Annotated in this window: 16 protein-coding genes and 1 pseudogene; 12 read left to right on the forward strand and 5 right to left on the reverse strand. The window is 48.4% G+C overall.

Annotation, left to right across the window (positions count from 1 at the left end):
* Positions 1 to 777, reverse strand: a pseudogene (locus tag AC6R0R_RS02340) (reverse transcriptase domain-containing protein); the annotation flags it as partial.
* Between the two features lie 715 nt (positions 778 to 1492).
* Here AC6R0R_RS02340 and AC6R0R_RS02345 point away from each other — a divergent pair.
* The gene (locus tag AC6R0R_RS02345) at positions 1493 to 2038 is read left to right on the forward strand and encodes an RICIN domain-containing protein (RefSeq protein WP_500625572.1); all 546 of its coding nucleotides are present in this window, start codon (positions 1493 to 1495) and stop codon (positions 2036 to 2038) included.
* 364 nt (positions 2039 to 2402) lie between these two features.
* The gene (locus AC6R0R_RS02350; RefSeq protein ID WP_500625573.1) at positions 2403 to 2873 is read left to right on the forward strand and encodes a GNAT family N-acetyltransferase; all 471 of its coding nucleotides are present in this window, start codon (positions 2403 to 2405) and stop codon (positions 2871 to 2873) included.
* Between the two features lie 36 nt (positions 2874 to 2909).
* Here AC6R0R_RS02350 and AC6R0R_RS02355 read toward each other — a convergent pair whose 3' ends face one another.
* Positions 2910 to 4388 (reverse strand): phospholipase D family protein, encoded by a 1479-nt coding sequence (locus tag AC6R0R_RS02355; protein ID WP_500625603.1) that lies wholly within the window; start codon positions 4386 to 4388, stop codon positions 2910 to 2912.
* Positions 4389 to 5142: 754 nt separating this feature from the next.
* On the opposite strand from AC6R0R_RS02355, the gene AC6R0R_RS02360 reads away from it, so the two are divergent.
* The 6 genes from AC6R0R_RS02360 to AC6R0R_RS02385 all read left to right on the forward strand — a co-directional run bounded on the left by AC6R0R_RS02360 (position 5143) and on the right by AC6R0R_RS02385 (position 11260).
* A complete protein-coding gene (locus AC6R0R_RS02360; protein ID WP_334550882.1) occupies positions 5143 to 6777 on the forward strand; it encodes an ABC transporter substrate-binding protein in 1635 nt (544 codons plus the stop codon).
* A 74-nt stretch (positions 6778 to 6851) separates the two neighbouring features.
* Complete coding sequence (oppB, locus tag AC6R0R_RS02365) at positions 6852 to 7772, forward strand: oligopeptide ABC transporter permease OppB (protein WP_248331649.1); 921 nt, start codon at positions 6852 to 6854, stop codon at positions 7770 to 7772.
* Positions 7773 to 7787: 15 nt separating this feature from the next.
* Positions 7788 to 8690, forward strand: coding sequence for an oligopeptide ABC transporter permease OppC (gene oppC, locus AC6R0R_RS02370; protein ID WP_334550879.1), 903 nt, complete (start codon positions 7788 to 7790; stop codon positions 8688 to 8690).
* 27 nt (positions 8691 to 8717) lie between these two features.
* Complete coding sequence (locus tag AC6R0R_RS02375) at positions 8718 to 9689, forward strand: ABC transporter ATP-binding protein (protein WP_334550877.1); 972 nt, start codon at positions 8718 to 8720, stop codon at positions 9687 to 9689.
* Positions 9686 to 10681, forward strand: a complete 996-nt coding sequence (gene oppF / locus AC6R0R_RS02380; protein WP_487902387.1) for a murein tripeptide/oligopeptide ABC transporter ATP binding protein OppF — start codon at positions 9686 to 9688, stop codon at positions 10679 to 10681. Before AC6R0R_RS02375 ends, oppF begins: the two co-directional genes overlap by 4 nt.
* Before the next feature lie 156 nt (positions 10682 to 10837).
* Entirely contained in the window at positions 10838 to 11260 is a 423-nt protein-coding gene (locus AC6R0R_RS02385) for a hypothetical protein (RefSeq protein WP_500625574.1), read from the forward strand.
* Between the two features lie 71 nt (positions 11261 to 11331).
* Here AC6R0R_RS02385 and AC6R0R_RS02390 read toward each other — a convergent pair whose 3' ends face one another.
* The gene (locus AC6R0R_RS02390; RefSeq protein ID WP_500625575.1) at positions 11332 to 11925 is read right to left on the reverse strand and encodes an outer membrane beta-barrel protein; all 594 of its coding nucleotides are present in this window, start codon (positions 11923 to 11925) and stop codon (positions 11332 to 11334) included.
* Positions 11926 to 12067: 142 nt separating this feature from the next.
* Here AC6R0R_RS02390 and cydH point away from each other — a divergent pair, with 142 nt between their 5' ends.
* On the forward strand, positions 12068 to 12160 hold the full coding sequence (gene cydH / locus AC6R0R_RS02395) for a cytochrome bd-I oxidase subunit CydH (RefSeq protein ID WP_334550872.1): 93 nt from the start codon (positions 12068 to 12070) through the stop codon (positions 12158 to 12160).
* An 8-nt stretch (positions 12161 to 12168) separates the two neighbouring features.
* Positions 12169 to 13314, forward strand: coding sequence for a patatin-like phospholipase family protein (locus AC6R0R_RS02400; RefSeq protein WP_500625576.1), 1146 nt, complete (start codon positions 12169 to 12171; stop codon positions 13312 to 13314).
* A gap of 103 nt (positions 13315 to 13417) precedes the next feature.
* Here AC6R0R_RS02400 and pyk read toward each other — a convergent pair whose 3' ends face one another.
* Positions 13418 to 14860, reverse strand: a complete 1443-nt coding sequence (pyk, locus tag AC6R0R_RS02405) for a pyruvate kinase (RefSeq protein WP_500625577.1) — start codon at positions 14858 to 14860, stop codon at positions 13418 to 13420.
* A 351-nt stretch (positions 14861 to 15211) separates the two neighbouring features.
* Here pyk and mlc point away from each other — a divergent pair, with 351 nt between their 5' ends.
* Positions 15212 to 16429 carry a sugar metabolism global transcriptional regulator Mlc gene (gene mlc, locus AC6R0R_RS02410; RefSeq protein WP_500625578.1) on the forward strand — a complete coding sequence of 406 codons (1218 nt, stop codon included), beginning with the start codon at positions 15212 to 15214 and terminating at the stop codon, positions 16427 to 16429.
* A gap of 113 nt (positions 16430 to 16542) precedes the next feature.
* Positions 16543 to 17490, forward strand: a complete 948-nt coding sequence (locus AC6R0R_RS02415) for a chemotaxis protein CheV (RefSeq protein WP_500625579.1) — start codon at positions 16543 to 16545, stop codon at positions 17488 to 17490.
* 46 nt (positions 17491 to 17536) lie between these two features.
* On the opposite strand, the gene AC6R0R_RS02420 is transcribed toward AC6R0R_RS02415, so the two are convergent.
* Positions 17537 to 20608, reverse strand: a complete 3072-nt coding sequence (locus tag AC6R0R_RS02420; RefSeq protein WP_500625580.1) for an error-prone DNA polymerase — start codon at positions 20606 to 20608, stop codon at positions 17537 to 17539.
* Between the last annotated feature and the right edge of the window lie 4 nt (positions 20609 to 20612).

Below are 20612 nucleotides of genomic sequence, written 5' to 3' on the forward strand. Positions count from 1 at the left end.
GTAGCTAATACATTCATCAGCTTCTTTGCCAGTTATTTCTTTGACCAGATCCTCAATTTTTTCTGCAAGTATCGTCCGATCAACAGAGTCGTAAAACTTAGAAAAGTCTAAATGAATTTCATAGATTTCTTCTTTGCTTGTTTTAACTCGCTTAGCTTCACGACCAAAGTAGATAGGGCGCTCTAGAAAGCGCTGGTAGTCGGTAAAAAACTTACTATATGTATTACTGTTACCCCAGGAGTATGATGCACTGTTATCAACGTACTTACAGTGAAGCCTGTTACCATAGTTTATTAAACCCTTATCGTGTACATCAGAAAACAGAGTAGAGGTGTCACCCTGTTCAGTTTCAACATGGTTAGCCAGCAGCATCATCAATGCAGTAAAAACGGTCTGATCGTCTATCGATACATGGGCCAAAGGTCTCATTGGCAATCGAGGGTTATCAGAGTCATCTTCATCCTTATCTTTGCTTTTTGGAACCCAAGTGAGGGCAGACTCATCGTCCGATTTTATAAATGTCCATGGATGAGACTTAGGTGCAGGTATTAGCTTTAGAGGAGATAACTCAAGGTCGTTTTCCTTAAGGGCTAAAGATAGAGAGGAAACCCTTAGATCAAGCTCGAGAGCAGATTTATCTAAGTCTAAACAATCAACATACCAGTTGACCCCTCTGATATGTTGGTGAGACTTTTTCCAGGCACTTAACAGAATAACTTCATCAGATATGAAGTCTTCCGTTGGTAAGATCTTGTTATATTTCTTGTGGAGTAACATAGATACAACGCTTTAAATTACGACTTTTTATATGTTACCGCGTTTATTGCACTTATATGAATAAGAATTTATCTTTGTGATAGCGCAGAGCATTGTAGATGAGAAAACTGGCCACGTGAACAGAGGTTTTTCCATACCCCTATTAATTCGTCAAAAGCTAAATTAGCAAATTCACTGACACAGAAATGTCCAACAACGAGCTAGCTCAAGTGATAGTTAGCTGTGATCACCAATCGATTCTGTCGTACCTTAAATGAAAGGGGTGCAATAGAATTATAAGGCCCTTTTTTGTAACTTTCTTTCAGTTTGAAGCATAGTTTTGTGTGTGATAAAGATTTGGACGCTTTATGGTTTTAATTTGGGACACTTTATAGTTTTAGTTCATGTTTAAGGCGTTGATTTTTGTAATGCGATTGGACACTTTATGGGTGCAACGACACTTCTACTGCTTTATCCTTACTTATCAAGTAATTATCCTTTAAAACTAGCTCTGAAAGCGATTGGTACTAAATAGTGGTACTAAACATGCGCTATCTTACCCAACGTTCTTCTTCAGGTATTTGGTACTTCCGTTATCAAATTCCCACTCGATTTCGATCTTTTTTCCATATGGGCGTGAGATCATAGTTATTAAAAATGTTTGCGATTAGAGGGGATCGCCGTCAGACTGCTATCATCTATATTGATATAGTTCGATGATTGATAGAGGTAAGGTATGATAAAGATTTTGTCCAAAAGTGCAGCCCTGTTAGCAGTTGTATCACCTGTCGTATACTCTGCTGGTGATGTAAATATCGCAGAAGTTATGCTGTCTTCTCCATTGGATGATTCAAGAGGCTATTGCTTGGATATTGCAGGTGGACAGGGCGCAAATGCTCCAGTAGAAAGAGGATTACAGGCACATACTTGTTATAACTACACTGGTGAAATACTTGAAGATCAAGGCTTTGAGGTTTCTCTAATCTCAGAAGGTAGCTTTAAAATTTCATATTTCGATGTTTGTATGTCTGCATCGGCTTTAACAGCAGGAGCGTCACTTGATCTAGAAGACTGTGGGGTTTCTGATCTTCAAAGCTTTTCTTTGAAAGAGAATGGTCAAATTTCTCCTAATAGTGTTCCAGGTCTGTGCCTCACAGTCGATAGTGAAAATAAAAAAGAAGGACGTGGTGGTTCACCAGTTCATGTTATGAGACCTGTAACTTTGCAGCTATGTGACAGTAGTAAAAATGATTACCAGCACTGGACAATTAAGTCATTGTAAAATAAAAAGATAACAAAACGCTTTAAGACAGATTTCCAACGGTCGGCTCGATTAGCGCGATCGTTGGGTTCTGTATTTACGGTGGTAGGAGGAGAGAGCTCTTCAACTAAACGTTGTGTTACTTTTATCATGCATGAGTTCATTCATTAGATTGTGATTTAGTAATGCTGCTGACATCAGTAATGTCCAAAAACAATGTAGGCGGTCAGTTCAACGGTATGCTCGCCATTAGATTCAGTATGGTGAACTGCGCGTCTTTCATTCGAGCGATATTATCAGATAAACCGCTATCGCAGCTTTTCTGACTGAGTGGTATTAATCTTCAAAGAACACGACGTTAAAAATCGGCGAGCAACAGATAGCTATGATTACGATACGAGACTACCAGCACTCTGACGCCCTAGAAATGTGGCAGCTGAAGTTCCAAACGATTAGAACCGTGAATATCAAAGACTACACTTTTGAGCAAGTATCCGCTTGGGCTCCGGATGGCTTTGATATGACGGTGTGGCAAAAGCGCGCCGATGGTATGAAACCTTTTGTTGCGGAATTCGAAGGCAAAATAGTCGGCTTTGCAGATTTACAGAAGGATGGGTACATCGACCATTTTTTCTGTCATGCCGAGTATCAAGGCATCGGGGTAGGGCGACGATTAATGGAGCACCTATTTACGAAAGGACGCAGACTAGGCATCAAGCGTTATTATTCTCACGTGAGCATCACCGCCCGTCCGTTTTATGAGTACCTTGGCTTTCGTGTTGTAGCAAAGCAGCAAGTTGATGTACGTGGGCAGCAACTCACTAACTTCATAATGGAAACAAGCGGTCAAGATTGATTGGGCAATGGCCCGAAGTGCGAATCTTTTACCCGCTTACAACTGGCTTTCTATCGGTAGCCATCCGCTGATCCAGGCGCCCATTTTTAGCCATAGGCTAGCGTCGGGTTCGCTATCGAATTGCACGGACTGCGCGTGATCGATCCAAATCAGTTCGCCCTCTTGCACGATGACTTGGTACGCCTTCTCATTCAATTTACTGTACAGCTGCGCTAAGGCGCGCTCCGCGTACTCAGGTTGTTCGAACAGTACCGCCAACTCGGTATTGAGCTCCGCAGAGCGCGGGTCAAGATTCATCGAACCGACGGCAATTTTGCTCCGATCGAGTACGATGACTTTGGCGTGTAAGCTGGCGTTGCTGCTGCCTTTGATGCTCCAACTGTTGTCGATGTCTGCTGTCGCTTTAACTTCCCAAAGGGTAACGCCGCCTTCAATGAGCGCTTGGCGATATTTCGCGTACCAACCGTGAACGGCGAAAACGTCATTGGACGCGAGACTGTTGGTAATAATCGTCACTTCAATCCCTTTCTCAACCGCTGAAATCAAGGCTTGTGTACCAGATTCCGTCGGGACAAAGTAGGGGGAAATCAAGACCAATTCACTCTCTGTTTGGCTAAGAAATTGTGTCAATCCGCTTTTTAGTGGCTCGCCTTGTCCTAGCACTTTGTTTGGCGAGTCGTAGATAAGCTGCGCCTTACCCCAGAAAAGCGAGAGTTCTGCGTCAATAAGCTTTTGATAAAGAGGTAATTGGGTAAAGTCGTATTGGCCCTGCGTGAACTGCTCTTCGATTTTAGAGCTTGCGACCCAATCTGAGATGGCTTCAGAGGTGAGCGGTGTGCGATTGGGGTAAATCCACTCCATCGGGATAGCGAAGTCGCTGTTCCAATATTCATCGAACTGCTCACTCACCTCTGCGACGGCTTCACCGTGCATCAACAGATCAAAGTCGCCAAACTCGACATCCGATTGAAATGAAAAGTACTCATTGCCAATGTTTCGCCCGCCAATCACCGATGCGACATTATCTGCCGTGAGTGATTTATTGTGCATACGGTGGTTAAGACGGTCAAAATCACTGAGGAAGGCCGCGCCGCGCGCTGTGCGATATTGGTGAGGATTGAATAGACGAATCTCGATGTTTGGGTGTGAATTGATGTAAGCCATAACCTTGTCATCGCGCTTTTGCATGTCGTCTAACAATAGGCGAACTCGGACGCCTCGCTCGGCGGCGATGAACAGTCGCCAACTGAGCAGTTGGCTGGTTTCGTCGTCACGGAAAATATAATACTGAAGATCTAAGCTTGCCTGTGCGGATTCAATCAGCGCCAAGCGAGTCAGGAGAGCGTCGTGGCCATGCTCTAAAGGATAAAATCCTGTCTCTCCCGGCGTCTTTTTCGAAAGGGCAGAGAAATAGTGATCTAAGGGTGAGTTATGCTGATATGGCAGGGCGGTGCTGGTGCTCTTCTCATTATGGGTGTCAGGTGACAGGGAAGTACACGCCGTCATGGCGATCATAACTAAGCTAATCAACAGCGTTTTAAATAAAGAAGACAAAGCCAGCGCCTGTTCAAAACCGATAGATAGCTTTGAGTGTAAATGAGTCACGATGGAGAGCTCGCTATTTTGCATTTTTGAGATGGATAAGTATGAGAGACGTCACATTGGCGGTTTATAAAGCATTCCACGCATTCGCCACGACGATGAATAGCTAAAAAACACACAAAATAAAGCTCTAAATTTATCAATGTAGAGTGGGCTATTGACTGACGTGTTGAGCATTGGCAGTGAGTTATTTATTTCGTGAATGATCACTTTTGGCGCAGGTTGACTAAATAGGTGCATCATGGTGATTCGCTTCACAGAACCTCTCATCGGATAAGCGATTTGTAGTTAAGTAGTCGCCACCTTTCATAACTAATGTTAAATTTTCTGCACGCTTTCTAGCAGATGATGCTAGATGCTGGTGTTAATTTAGACTAAAAGGCGCATTAGTCTGTCTGCAGATGTAAAGAAATGCCAACTCTCTGGCAAACGTTTACGTATGCAGAATTATATGCCAATTCATTGATATGATCGTGGAATATTACGGTTGAATGCTACAAATTTATGGCAAATTGCTTCAATGGTTGGTAATGTGTGCCGCAATCTTTGTGGGGTTTTTAGGTTATTCTTGGTCGAATTTTGGGCTAAAAAAACCTAAATCACTGGCCGTTCAAGTGAAAACCACAAAGACGTCATGGATGCAAAAGAAAAACTTGGAGTTTTACTCATGTACAAGAACAAAATCACACAAGCCCTTCTACTAGGTGCTGGCCTTGCAGTGGCCTCTACCGCAACTTTTGCCGCTGATGTTCCAGCGGGTGTCGAACTAGCAGCAAAACAGGAATTCGTCCGTGGTAACGGTACGGAAGTGGCGTCGCTAGACCCTCATAAAGTTGAAGGTGTGCCTGAGTCTCACGTTCTACGTGATTTGATGGAAGGCCTTGTTATCCAAGATGGCCCGGGTAATACCATCCCAGGTGCTGCTGAATCTTGGTCTACTGAAGACAATCAAACGTTCACATTCAAAATCCGTAAAGATGCGAAATGGTCGAACGGCGATCCTGTCACCGCTTATGATTTTGAATACAGCTTCAAACGCGCTGCTGACCCAATGACTGCGTCTCCTTACGCTTGGTATATCGAATACACCAAGATGAAAAATGCGAAAGACATCATCGCAGGGAAGAAAGACGTGGCTGAGCTGGGTGTGAAAGCCGTGGATGAGCACACGCTCGTGGTTGAGACTGAAGTACCACTGCCATACTTCGTGAAGATGATGGCGCACACCACGATGTACCCAGTACATAAAGCGACGGTTGAGAAGTTCGGCAACGACTGGACGAAACCAGGTAACTTTGTCGGTAACGGTGCGTACGTGTTGTCTGATTGGGTAGTGAACGAGAAGATCGTTCTAGAGCGTAATGCTAACTACTGGGATAACGCCGATACCGTCATTGATAAAGTGACTTACCTTCCTATCGAAAACCAAAACGCGGAAATGAACCGTTTCCTATCGGGTGAAATCCACATGACTTACGAAGTGCCAAATGAGCAGTTCCGTCGTCTTGTGAAAGATTACCCAGATAACGTGGTTGTTTCACCAAACCTATGTACTTACTACTACGGTTTCAACAACCAACGTCCTCCGTTTGACGATGTTCGCGTACGTAAGGCGCTGTCTTATTCGATTGACCGTGACATCATCACTCAAGCGATTCTAGGTCAAGGCCAAAAACCTGCTTACGCATTGACGCACAGCGGCATCACAGGTTTCGCACCTGAAGCGCCAGAGTACGCAACAATGACGCAAAAAGAGCGCGTAGAGAAAGCGAAAGAGCTTCTTGCTGAAGCGGGCTTCGGTCAAGGCAAACCTCTAGATTTCACTTTGCTGTACAACACCAGTGAAAACCACAAGAAGATCGCCGTTGCGGTTCAATCTATGTGGAAAAAATCGCTGGGTGGTTTCGTCAACGTTAAGCTTGAGAACCAAGAGTGGAAAACTTACCTAGACAGCTCTAAGCAAGGCAACTTTGACGTTCGCCGTGCAGGTTGGTGTGCAGACTACAACGAAGCCTCTACCTTCCTAGCGATTGCGATGACTGAGAACGGTTCAAACGACCAGAAATACTCTAGCGAGATTTTTGATAAGGCCATGAACGACGCAGTAAAAGTGGCGAAAACTGAAGAAGAGCGTAACAAGTACTACGCGATCGCAGAAGCTCAGTTGGCACAAGATATGCCAATCGCACCTATCTATCAGTACGTTCAGCCACGTCTAGTAAGCAAACAGCTTGGTGGCTACCCTGATCAAAACCCGCAAGACAATATCTACTCAAAAGACATGTACATTATCAAAAAGTAATCCTTGAGTAAGATATCCAGTGCGCTGATAGCCCGCGTTATTAGCGCACTGTTTTTTTAGATGTGAGATGTTTTATGTTAAAGCTAATTTTCTCTCGAATTTTGGAAGCTATTCCAACCTTACTTGTCCTAATTACCGTATCGTTCTTCTTGATGCGGTTTGCACCGGGTAACCCTTTTTCTTCAGAGAAGACACTGCCTCCTGAAGTGATGCAAAATATCAACGAGAAATATGGCTTGGATAAGCCTCTATTTGAGCAATACACCACCTACTTAGGTAATATTCTTCAAGGCGACTTTGGCCCCTCGTTCAAGTACAAAGATTATACGGTGAATGAGTTGGTGTCTGAGGCGCTACCTGTATCGGCAAAAGTCGGTTTCTATGCCTTTATCTTCACTGTGATTGTCGGAGTGGCGGTCGGCACGCTCGCCGCGTTAAAGCAAAACACCTGGCTCGACTATACGGTGATGTCCACCTCCATGATAGGGGTGGTGCTACCGTCATTTGTTTTTGCCCCCGTCCTTATCTACATTTTCTCGATTGGTCTGGGGTGGTTCCCAGCGGGCGGCTGGAACGGCGGCGCGATTGAGTACATGGTTTTGCCTGTCCTCGGTATGTCCTTTTTGTACATCGCCACGTTTGCGCGTATTACCCGTGGCTCGATGATTGAAACCTTGAACAGTAACTTTATCCGCACCGCGCGTGCGAAGGGTTTGAGCTACCGTTACATCATTCTTAAACACGCGCTGAAACCTGCGTTGTTGCCTGTCGTCTCTTACATGGGCCCTGCGTTTGTTGGCATCATTACCGGTTCGGTGGTGATCGAGACCATCTTCGGTCTGCCTGGCATTGGTAAGTTGTTCGTCAACGCCGCATTTAACCGCGATTACTCGCTGGTGATGGGAATTACGATTTTGATCGGTTTCCTCTTCATTCTTTTCAACGCAGTGGTAGATATTCTCCTTGCAATGATTGACCCGAAAATTCGCTACTAACAGGGAAGATTGGTTATGTTAACGAAAAAAGAGAACCTCGAAGCGGTCGAGAAGTTTGCAGAGAATTTGGAAGTCGAAGGCCGCAGTTTGTGGCAAGACGCCCGTATTCGTTTTATGCGCAACAAGGCGGCAATGATCAGCCTGTGCATTTTGTTTGTGATGACTTTAGCGGTTATCTTCCTGCCGATGATTGCGCCGTACACATTCGATGATACCGATTGGTACGCGATGCACGTTGGACCAAGTGCTGAGCACTGGTTTGGTACCGACAGTCTAGGTCGTGACCTCTACGTACGTACGCTGATTGGTGGCCGAATCTCACTGATGGTGGGTGTACTCGGCGCCTTGGTGGCGGTTCTGATTGGTACCCTCTATGGCGCAACCTCTGGATTTATCGGCGGTAAAGTCGATAGAATCATGATGCGTATTTTGGAGATCCTTTACGCGGTGCCATTTATGTTCCTCGTGATCGTATTGGTGACCTTCTTTGGCCGAAATATCATTTTGATTTTCGTCGCGATTGGTGCTATTGCTTGGCTGGATATGGCGCGTATTGTACGCGGTCAAACTTTGAGCCTACGCAGTAAAGAGTTCATTGAAGCGGCACACGTCTGTGGCGTCAGCAATTGGAAAATCATTACGCGTCATATCGTGCCAAACGTACTGGGTATTGTGGCGGTTTACTCCACACTGTTGATCCCAAGCATGATTCTGACTGAATCTTTCCTTTCATTCCTTGGTCTAGGTGTACAAGAGCCGATGACAAGTTGGGGCGCACTTCTACAAGAAGGTTCGCAAACGATGGAAATCGCTATTTGGCAGCTGACTTTCCCAGCCGCGTTCATGGTGGTGACCTTATTCTGCTTCAACTACGTTGGTGACGGTCTGCGCGATGCGCTTGATCCTAAAGACAGATAATTAAAGAGAAAGATTAAGGAAGCAATGATGAGCTTATTAGATGTCAAAGATCTGCGCGTCGAATTTACCACGCAGGATGGTATCGTCACCGCAGTTAACGATCTGAACTTCTCACTCAACCAAGGTGAAACACTGGGTATTGTGGGTGAATCTGGTTCGGGTAAATCGCAAACGGTTTTCGCTATCATGGGGCTGCTGGCCAAAAACGGCATCATCTCAGGTAGTGCTAAATTTGAAGGCAAAGAGATCCTCAACTTGCCAGAAAAAGCGCTCAATAAAGTGCGCGCTGAGCAAATTGCGATGATCTTCCAAGATCCTATGACGTCACTGAACCCTTATATGAAGGTCAGTGATCAGTTGATGGAAGTGCTGATGCTGCACAAAGGCATGGGCAAGGCCGAAGCGTTTGAAGAGTCGGTCCGCATGTTGGAAGCGGTGAAAATCCCTGAAGCGCGCAAGCGTATTACCATGTACCCGCACGAATTTTCAGGCGGTATGCGTCAGCGTGTGATGATCGCAATGGCGCTATTGTGTCGTCCTAAACTGCTGATCGCTGATGAGCCGACGACCGCTCTGGATGTAACAGTTCAAGCGCAGATCATGGATTTGCTCAACGAGCTAAAACAAGAATTCAACACCGCCATCATCATGATCACGCACGACTTAGGTGTGGTTGCAGGTTCATGTGACAAAGTGCTGGTGATGTACGCAGGCCGTACCATGGAGTACGGTAGCGTGGATGAGATCTTCTACAACCCAAGTCACCCTTATGCAGAGGGTCTGCTCAAAGCGATTCCTCGCCTGGATACCGAAGGTGAGGTACTGCCCACCATTCCTGGAAACCCGCCAAACTTGCTACGTCTGCCGACGGGCTGTCCGTACCAAGAGCGTTGCCATCGCGTTATGGATCGCTGTAAGCAAGAAGCGCCGATCCTGACGCCATTTGGTCAAGGTCGTCAACGCGCGTGTTTTTCTGATTGGGAGGCTTGGACGAAATGAGCGCAGATAAAAAAGTCATTCTAGACATTTCAGAGTTGAAGGTGCACTTCAACATTGCCGCAAAATCGGCGTGGCCATGGGCCAAACCTTCAACGCTAAAAGCGGTGGATGGTGTTAACGTGCGTTTGTACGAAGGCGAAACGCTCGGCGTAGTGGGCGAATCTGGCTGTGGTAAATCCACCTTCGCCCGTGCCATCATCGGCTTGGTCGAAGCGACCGACGGTGAAGTGGTGTGGCTTGGGCAAGATTTGACCAAGATGAAAGAGGTCCAGCGCCGTGAAACGCGTAAAGAGATCCAGATGATTTTCCAAGATCCGTTGGCGTCGCTTAACCCGCGAATGACCATTGGTGACATCATCGCCGAGCCGCTGGAGACTTTCTACCCAGATCTCTCCAAAGAGGAAGTGAAGCAGCGTGTTAAAGAGATGATGAAGAAGGTCGGTCTGCTGCCTAACGTGATTAACCGCTATCCTCATGAGTTCTCGGGTGGTCAGTGTCAGCGTATCGGTATTGCTCGTGCGCTTATCTTGAATCCGAAGATGATCATCTGTGATGAGCCGGTATCGGCGCTAGATGTATCGATTCAGGCTCAGGTTGTGAACTTGCTTAAAGAGCTGCAAAAAGAGCTGGGTCTGTCACTGGTGTTTATCGCCCACGATTTGTCGGTGGTCAAACACATTTCTGATCGCGTGTTGGTGATGTACTTGGGTAACGCAGTGGAGTTGGGTGAAGCTCACGCGCTGTTTGATAACCCGAAACACCCTTACACACGCGCACTGATGTCGGCGGTGCCGATTCCCGATCCCAAGTTGGAACGTGAGAAGCAGATTGAAATGTTAGAAGGCGATCTGCCATCACCGATCAGTCCGCCGTCTGGTTGTGTGTTCCGCACCCGCTGTCCACAAGCGACCGACGCGTGCGCCAAGACCAAGCCAACTATTCAAGGTAGCGATGTGCACGCAGTGTCGTGTTTGCATGTGTCCGTCTCTTAATTGACGCATTATGCACGTTCAACTTTCAATGCCAGTCTGATGACTGGCATTGTTGTCTCTAGCCCTTTGTTATTAGGTTCTGACGTTTTCCTGACACCTGATAGGCACTTTTGACGATAATTTCCTGCAGAACTTAAACCGCTAAGGAACTCATCAATGAACAAGAGAAGCGTTAGCATGGTAGGGGGCACGTTGGCAGTATTGCTTGGCTCGTCCGCAGCCATGGCAAACCCAGATAAAACCCCAATTTCGGTCGGTATGGCTTACGATCAAGAGCTCAGTGCGGTATTGGAGCTCGATAATCAATACCGTTTCACCCTTGGCAATGATGGTGCTGCATTTGACTACCTGATCACTTCTGGTCGTTTTGATGGCAACGCCCCAGTCTCTTGGTATGTCGGTGTTGGTGGTTGGAGCGAGTGGGATCACAAAGAGTTTGGCGTGCGCGTGCCACTGGGCTTGAAATGGGATCTGGGCAAAGGTTGGGATCTTTACGGCCAACTCCACCCAGAGCTTGACCTATACAGTGGTCCTGAACTGCAAATTGGTGGCGCACTCGGCATTAAGTACAACTTTTAAGCGCTCCAATTGGACTCTCTACGCCACCGCTTTGTCGGTGGCGTTTTTATACCTGCTCGATATTGAGAATCCTAGAATCGCCACGTGAGCCCGATGTTGGCGGAAAATTGATTCATCCAATCGGTCTTAAAGCGAATGATGCACTGTTCGCTGCCATCGCTGGGTAGATTACATATCCCGCTGGTGTCATTGTCCACCACAGTCCCGAGCCAGCGTACTTGCGTGTTAACAGAAAGTTGCGAGTTGAGCTGGTAATCAAAGCCACCAAAGATTGAGGCGGAAAACCCATAGTGGTCATCCACCCATTGGGCATCCATGTAGGACGCGCCCAAACCGACGCCAACGTAGCTCGACAGCCCCTGATTCAAGGGATAGTAAATGCTGCTCTGAAAGTGAAGATAGTGAGTGGTCGCTCGCTCTGAAATCTTTTCTACATCGGTCGACTGGGTGGCGTAAAAAAGGCCGATGCGTCCCTTATCTAGCGTATGTTCTAGGCTAAAGGCATAGCTCTCTGAGGGGTTGAGGTCGTAGGTTTGTCCGTTTTGATCTTCTAACTCGCCGCCCAGTGTCACACCTAGCCAAGGGGTGAGGAAAGTCTCGGCGTAGCTGATGGAGGGTAGGGTGCAGAGTAAAAGCAAGGGAGTGAGCAAGCGCAGACAAGTCATGAGCGGTTCCTTATCGAGAATCTAATCGCAGTGGGGTAAGGCAATTGTGACGCTAACGCCATAATTAAACACAAAAAAGATGTGGTATTTGAAGATACTTCACAGAGGTGTTATTACTTTGTTAAACAACAAGGAGATGTCTATGGAACACGATCTCAAATTTGCCCTCATCATCGTCGCGACCGTCTTTACCGTGTTAATTGGCTATGGACTTATCGCGATCAATGCGGCTTAACCGTCATCATGAACAACAGCGGATGCATTACTAATGCTGCTGTCGAGTTAGACGAATCCCGACTCGCCAAATATACCGGTGGCAAAAACGCTTTGGTTGCCCAAGGGGGCGGCCAAAGAGGTATCTTCACTGCCGGTGTACTCGATGCTTTTCTTCTCTCCAATTTTGACCCGTTTGATACCTTCTATGGCACCTCAGCTGGTGCGTTGAATTTGTGTGCGTACCTCTGCCGCCAACGCGGAATCGGTCGCTCTTTCATCTTAGATTTGACCACGGATCCGCAGTTCTTCAATCTTTTCGGTTACATCCGCCGCAAACAGTACCTTGGGCTAGATTGGTCGCTGGATAAAATCAGTGATTACCCCTACCGATTGGATGTCGACTTAGGACGCAAAGTGCTGGGTAAGCGTGATGCCTATGCGGCGGTCACGGATACGCATCATCTTCTCGATCATTATTTGCCCATGTTAAAGGATGATTGGAAAAAGGTGCTGATTGCCACCTGCGCGATTCCAAGGCTCTATCCCAATACAGTGGCATTTGATCATGGAGAATACGTGGATGGCGGCGTGTCGGCGTCGATCCCGGTACAAGAAGCGTGGCGCAAGGGCGCTCGATGCATTGTCGTGATCCGCACTGAAGGGGATGATCTTGCCGTGGAGCCCACTCCTCTTACACAAACAGAGAAAGTTGAGTGGTTTCGTGACTCTTTCAATCTGATTCAAGAGCAGTGGCAGCAAAAGCTGTCGCAATGGAAGTTGGATTGGGGCGCGTTTTTGTCGGAAAAGGTGCAGAAAAACAAACAGCTGCAAATCCAAAAACAGGGCTTTGAGGCGCTCAATGGTGGGCGTTGGTTGTTTGGCGCCGACGATGTGTACCGTTTGAGTCACTTGCTGGGCGATAAGTTTGACTCACATTTAGCCGATATGTTGATGGTGCACTATCAAACCTACGCCTTGACGCAAGATTTCCTTCATTCGCCACCGGATGATTGTTTTATTGTGCAAATTAAGCCCGATAAACCTCTGCAATCGAGTTCGCTGATGAGCGAGAAATCCGCGTTAGAACACGATTATCAACTCGGTTTAGAGGCAGGTTATCGATTCGTCGAGACCTTCGCCCGATGCAGTGAACAGCGCTTGTTCAGTGTTTAGAGGTGCTGGCGAGTTAAGCGAGAAGAGGTGTAAATTCGGCCAGTAAGCCGGCTCCGAAAATAAAAACCAATAGGGAGCTTTGCTCCCTATTGGCGTTATTTGGCTAGGCTTTCAAGATGCGCATGCAGTTGGTCGAGCCTACCACATCCATCACGTCACCGAGCGTGATCAACACTAAGTCGCCTTCATCGAGTAACCCTTTCTCTTTGAGCGTATTGACCGCGGCTTGAGCGGTGTTAAAGCCTGTGTCGCCTTTGTAGTCAAAGAAAATCGGGAACACGCCACGGTAAAGGGCGCTGCGATTTAGCGTATCTTCGTTGCGAGAGAGAGCAAAGATGGGCAGCCCTGAGCTTGGACGAGACATCATCAGTGCGGTGCGGCCAGATTCAGTCAGGGTAATGATGCCCTTAACGCCTTTGGTATGATTGGCGGCGAACATGGTGCTCATCGCGACCGCTTCTTCGGCGGATTCAAATTCTGAATCGACTTGGAATTGACTGCGATTGATGGAGGCCACACGCTCGGCACCCAAACAGACTTCGGCCATCGAAATCACGGTCTCAAGAGGGTATTTACCCGCTGCGGTTTCACCCGAGAGCATCACCGCATCGGTGCCATCCAGTACCGCGTTGGCCACATCCATGACTTCCGCTCGAGTGGGCATCGGGTTTTCCATCATGGATTCCATCATCTGCGTCGCGGTGATCACGGTGCGGTTCAGGCTACGTGCGCGGCGAATCAGTTGTTTTTGTACGCCGACCAGCTCAGGGTCACCGATCTCCACCCCTAAATCGCCCCGAGCGACCATGACGGCATCGGAAGCGAGAATGATGTCGTCGATGTTCTCAAGGCTCTCCACCGTTTCAGCGCGCTCAACTTTTGCGACCAATTTGGCGTTGAGCCCGGCATCTTTTGCGAGGCGTCTAGCGTACTTCATGTCTTCGCCGTTGCGTGGGAACGACACCGCGAGGTAATCGACATTGATTTCTGCCGCAAGAAGAATGTCCCGTTTGTCTTTTTCGGTTAAGGCGGCGGCCGACAAGCCGCCCCCTTTTTTGTTAATGCCTTTGTTGTTCGAGAGCGTGCCGCCGATGGTTACTTCGGTGCGCACCTGCTGGCCGGATACGCCAATCACTTTGAGTTGCACTCGGCCATCATCAAGAAGCAGGATATCGCCGGTGGTGACGTCATCTGGCAGCGCTTTGTAATCCAAACCGACGGCGTTCTTGTCACCTTCACCTGCAGGCAGGTCGCCATCGAGAATAAAAATGTCGCCCACTTTGAGGTGCACTTTGCCCTCTTTGAAGGTGGAGACGCGAATCTTGGGGCCTTGTAAGTCACCCAAAATGGCGACATGTGTGCCCAATTTGGCGGCGATATTGCGGACTTTGGTGGCGCGATCTCTATGATCTTGAGCCGTCCCGTGCGAGAAGTTCATTCTCACCACATTGACCCCCGCTTGCAAAATGGCGTCTAAGATAGCGGGTTGGTCGGTTGAAGGTCCGAGGGTTGAGACGATTTTTGTTCTTCTCTGGATGATGGTCATTGAACTCTCCTTGCAAGGCGTTATTCGCCAGACTCGCTTTCTCCAAGCGCTCGATGATGTCTGTGGTCGATAAATTAAGTGTTTGAGAAATTAAGTCCCTGATAACTTAAATGCTCGATGAGATAAGTTCCCTATGAGATAAGTATATACGCTGTTTCAAACTTGAGGATGGAGACATATTTATTAATGCAAAAAAATAACACTAAGGGGGCAGGAATCGTTTTGTGATTTGACTCGGGACACAAACAAAACGCTTTATACGTGATGCTGGTCACGGCGATTCATCAAAGCTCTTCACAATTAGTTCGCAAAGTAAAAAAATTACCAGGTTACTGATATTTGGAGCACTCTATGTACATGGCTCAACCTGGCCATATTGATCATATCAAGCAGGTCAACGCTGGCCGTGTCTACAAACTGATCGATCAGTTCGGCCCTATTTCTCGCATCGACTTATCCAAGTTGAGCGAGTTAGCACCAGCGAGTATCACCAAGATTACTCGTGAGCTGATAGAGGCGCACCTTATCCATGAAACCACAGTGCAAGAAGCCACCAGTCGTGGTCGACCTGCGGTGGGGCTTCAAGTCAATAACGAAGGCTGGCAATTTCTCTCGATGCGTCTTGGTCGCGGTTATCTGACCATTGCACTGCATGAGCTGGGTGGTGATGTCCTCATCGATACCAAAATCGATATTCACGAGACAGACCAAGACGACGTGCTCGCGCGACTTTTACATGAAATTGACGAGTTCTTCCAAACCTACGCCGATCAGCTTGATCGCGTCACCAGTATTGCCATCACGTTGCCGGGCTTAGTGAACTCTGAGCAAGGCGTCGTGCTGCAAATGCCGCACTATCACGTCGAAAATCTAGCCCTAGGCCCAGAGATTTTTAAAGCCACGGGTTTGCCTGTGTTTATTGCCAACGATACCCGAGCTTGGGCACTAGCAGAAAAACTGTTTGGCCACTCACAAGAGAACGACAACTCGGTACTCATCTCGATTCACCACGGTCTCGGGGCTGGGATCGTTTTGGATGGCCGGGTTTTGCAAGGTCGTCACGGAAACATTGGTGAGCTTGGCCACATTCAGATCGACAAAAACGGTAAGCAGTGTCACTGCGGCAACCGTGGTTGTTTAGAGACCGTTGCCAGTTCACAAGCGATTCGTGATGAGGTGACCGAGCGTATCGCCAATGGTGAAGAGTCATCGCTCTCATCGATTGATGAAGTGTCGGTTGAAGACATTTGTGAAGCGGCGGCGAACGGCGATCCACTGGCGGTGGATGTCATCCAAAAGTTGGGGCGCTACCTCGGCTCTGCGATTGCGATGGTGATCAATTTGTTCAACCCCGAGAAGGTGTTGATTGGCGGCGCCATTAACCAAGCCAAAACCATTTTGTACCCGGAAATCCAAACCTGCATTGAAGAGCAGAGTTTGCCTGTCTATCATCAAGATTTGGAACTGGTGGAATCGCGCTTCTACAAACAAGCGACCATGCCGGGCGCGGCGCTAATCAAACAGGCGCTATACGATGGCCTGCTGTTGATGAAAGTCATTGAGGGTTAACGCACGTCATCTCATAGCCAAGCTTTATCTTTTCCACTTTCCCATATAATCTTGAAAAGGGACGGGGTGAATACCCTAGTTAATTTGTCTTAATACATTGGTTGAGAAGTAGTATGTCTGGAGTATTAAATACCGTAGATCAGCGCACAAACTTGGTGGGTGAGAACCGACTTGAGTTGTTGCTGTTTAGCCTCAACAGTCGTCAAATCTTCGCGATCAATGTGTTTAAAGTGCGTGAAGTGATCAAAGTGCCGCCATTGACGAAAATGCCCGGCTCTCATTACAACATCACGGGTGTCGCATCACTGCGTGGTGTCTCTGTGCCCGTGATTGATCTGCGCGCTGCCATTGGCTTCCCGCCTTCTCGTCTTGAAAATCAAGAAGAAAATCTCATCATCACCGAATACAACCGTACTGTGCAGGGCTTCCTAGTAGGTCAAGTGCGCAATATTGTTAACACCGCATGGAGTGAAATTCAGCCGCCACCGAAAACGGCAGGACGTGCGAACTACCTGACAGCCATTACACATGTGCAAGAAGACAGCCAGCAGAAGATTGTCGAAATCATCGATGTAGAAAAAGTGCTGGCTGAGATCATTGACTACGACGTCTCCATTTCCGAAGGCGTACTGGATGAAGAGTTGTCGACACAAATGGTCGGACGCAACGTCTTGATTGTTGATGACTCCTCGACGGCGCGCGCTCAGGTGAGAGGAACCTTGTCGCAACTGGGCCTTAATATCATTGAGTGCCGCGATGGTCTTGAAGCATTAAGATTGCTGAAGTCTTGGGCGGATGAAGGCAAGAATGTGGTTGAGGACTTGTTGCTGATGATCACCGATGCCGAAATGCCAGAAATGGACGGCTACAAACTCACCTATGAAATCCGTAACGATCCGCGTATGAAAGATCTCTACGTGACCTTGAACACCTCGCTCAGTGGCAGTTTTAATGAAGCCATGGTGAAAAAAGTGGGCTGCGATCGTTTTATCTCCAAGTTCCAACCGGATTTGCTGGTGGAAGTGGCGCAAGATCGTCTGCGCGATGTACTGAGCAAGTAAGTCTGACTTGTTGTGACCTTTTGGTTTGATCTGACGTGCTCACCATTTAATGAAAATCTCGCGAGCGGCTGTTTAAGTCTGCCAGTTGCTCGGTCATATCCTCTAAGCGCCCAGCGATGACATGTGTGACGTCGCCTTCGCGTTCTAAAATCCCTTTGACTTTGAGTATCTTGGCGGTCAGGTAAGCATTTTTTTGCGCTCTGGCGGTCGCTTGCCACACCACAACATTGATATTGCCGGTATCGTCTTCCAGGGTAAAAAAAGTCACCCCGGCGGCGGTTCCCGGGGATTGCCTGCCCGTGACCACACCTACTACGGTGACTAAGGACTGATGCGGCTTTTGCACCAGTTGATTCATCCGCGTAAAGCGACCTAATCGCTGAGCGTTATCCAGCAGTGTGATCGGGTGGCTGTGCAGCGATAGCCCAGTGGCGGCGTAATCTTCAAGTAAGGTTTGCACATCGCTTGGGGCGGGCACCGGCGCGGCTTGCTCATCATTGAGGTGGCGAAACAGTGGCAGGTCATTGAGCGAATCCATCATCGCCCAGCGGGTATGGTAGCGGTTGTTGGCAATGGTGTGCATGGCGTTGGCTGAGGCCAGTGCTTCGAGCTCTTTCTGGTTTAAGCCTATGTGTTTGAGTTGGCTTGGGTGGTGAAAGGGTCCGTTATGGCGCGCTTTGAGTACCTGCTTAGCGCTGGTTTGACTAAAGCCTTTGATGAGACGAAAGCCCAGCCTTAGGGCAAATCCGTGTTCATCGCGTACGACCTGATGGTCATACTCAGAGTGGTTGATACAGGTAGGTAATACGCGCAGTTGGTGGCGACGCGCATCTTGGATCAATTGAGAAGGGCTGTAAAAGCCCATCGGCAAGCTATTGAGCAGCGCCGTATAAAACGCGTAAGGGTAATGGCACTTTAGCCATGCCGAGCAGTAAGCGAGCACAGCAAAGGAGGCGGAGTGGCTCTCAGGAAAACCGTATTCGCCAAAGCCTAAGATCTGGTCAAATAATCGCTCGGCAAACGCTTGTTCATAGCCGCGCGCTAACATGCCCTCAATCAGCTTGGTGCGAAACTTCACCAAATCGCCATTTTTCTTCCATGCCGCCATTGCGCGTCGCAACTGATCGGCTTCCCCGCCACTAAAGCCGGCGGCCACCATCGCCAGTTTGATCACTTGCTCTTGGAAAATCGGCACCCCCATAGTGCGTGACAGCACCTCTTCCACCTCTTTTGAAGGGTAGGTGACGGGCTCTAAGCCATCGCGGCGCTTGAGAAAGGGATGAACCATATCCCCTTGAATTGGCCCTGGGCGCACAATCGCAATCTGTATCACCAGATCATAGTAGTTGGCGGGTTTGAGGCGCGGTAGCATGCTCATCTGCGCGCGTGATTCAATCTGAAACACGCCCACGGTGTCGGCTTTTTGAATCATGCGATAGACCTTGGGGTCATCGCCAAGGCGGGTAATGTCGGCAATCGATAAGTTGCGTCCGTGCCAGCGCTCAATCAAGGCAAAACATTTGCGAATGGCGCTGAGCATGCCCAGTGCCAGCACATCGACTTTGAGCAGTTTGAGGCTTTCTAAGTCATCTTTATCCCATTGGATCACGGTGCGATCGGCCATGGCGGCATTTTCGATCGGCACCAGTTCATAGAGTGGACCTGCGGAGATGACAAAGCCGCCCACATGCTGTGATAAGTGACGCGGAAAGCCCAAGATCTCATTGACCAAGTCGATAAACTGCCGGCCTTTGAGTGAGCCCGGTTGTAGACCTAACTGTACGATCTGAGCCTGCCAACCTTGGGTGCGGTCACGGCGGTTAACGTTGTGAATGAAGTGGTCAAGTTGGCTCTCTTCAATGCCAAGCGCTTTGCCGACATCACGCACCGCACTTTTAAAACGATAGGAGATCACCGTTGCGGCGAGCGCGGCGCGTTCACGGCCGTATTTTTGATAGAGGTATTGAATGACCTCTTCGCGTCGCTCGTGCTCAAAATCGACATCAATATCGGGCGGCTCATCGCGCTCTTTACTGATGAAACGCTCAAACAGCACTGAGATTTGTCTTGGGTCAACGGCGGTGATTTCTAAGCAGTAGCAGACGACGGAGTTGGCCGCTGAACCTCGTCCTTGGTAGAGGATTTTCTGGCGCTTGGCAAACATCACCATGTCATGAATGGTGAGAAAGTAAAACGGATAATCGAGCGCTTCAATCAGTGCTAGCTCTTTTTGAATGGTGTGTTCAATCTCCTGAGGAACGCCGTCTGGAAAGCGTGCTACTTTGCCTTTTTCTACTAATGCGGTTAGGTAACTCATCGGGGTGTGGCCGTCAGGAATCAGCTCGCTTGGGTATTCGTATTTGAGCTCGCTGAGACAGAAATGGCAGCGCTTAGCAATCCGAACACTCTCCGCTAGCCATTCGGCTTTAAACAGTTTGTTGAGCTTATCTTGGCTGCGCAGGCTGCGCTCCGTGTTGGCGAGCAAATGCGCAGAGACCTGTTCAACACTTTGACCAAGACGAATCGCGGTGAGGACATGTTGCAAAGGCAGGCGTGTTGCACTGTGCATCAATACGCCGCCGCACGCCGTAATGGGTAAATGAAGCGATTCGGCGAGCTGCTCACAATGGGCTAAGTAGGCGTGATCGTCCTCTTTAAGATGGCGCTGAACACCAATCCATAAGCGGTCGGCATGGTGTTGATGGAGCCAGCGTCCCCAGCGGTTATCTTCGCTATGGTGGGTGGGTAGCCAAAGTACAAAACAGTGGCGAACAGACATCAGATCCCACTCTGATAGTTGATATTGCCCTTTCTCTGAGCGCCGACGCGCATTGGTAATAATCCGGCACAGCTCGGCGTACGCTTCACGGTTTGGACAGAGCAACACTACGTGGCAATGAGGGTTCAACCAAAATACGCTGCCGACAATCAAATGAATCCCGAGTTGGTGCTGCTTAACGGCACTGTAGGCGCGCACCACGCCCGCGACGGAGCACTCATCGGTAATGGCCAGCGAGTGATAGCGAAGAAAATCCGCCTGCAAGATCAGCTCCTCGGAGTGAGAGGCGCCGGTCAGAAACGAGAAATTAGTTTGGCAGTAAAGCTCAGCGTACGACATGCTT

This window comes from Vibrio sp. R12-SW3-ISO1 (assembly GCF_059834005.1).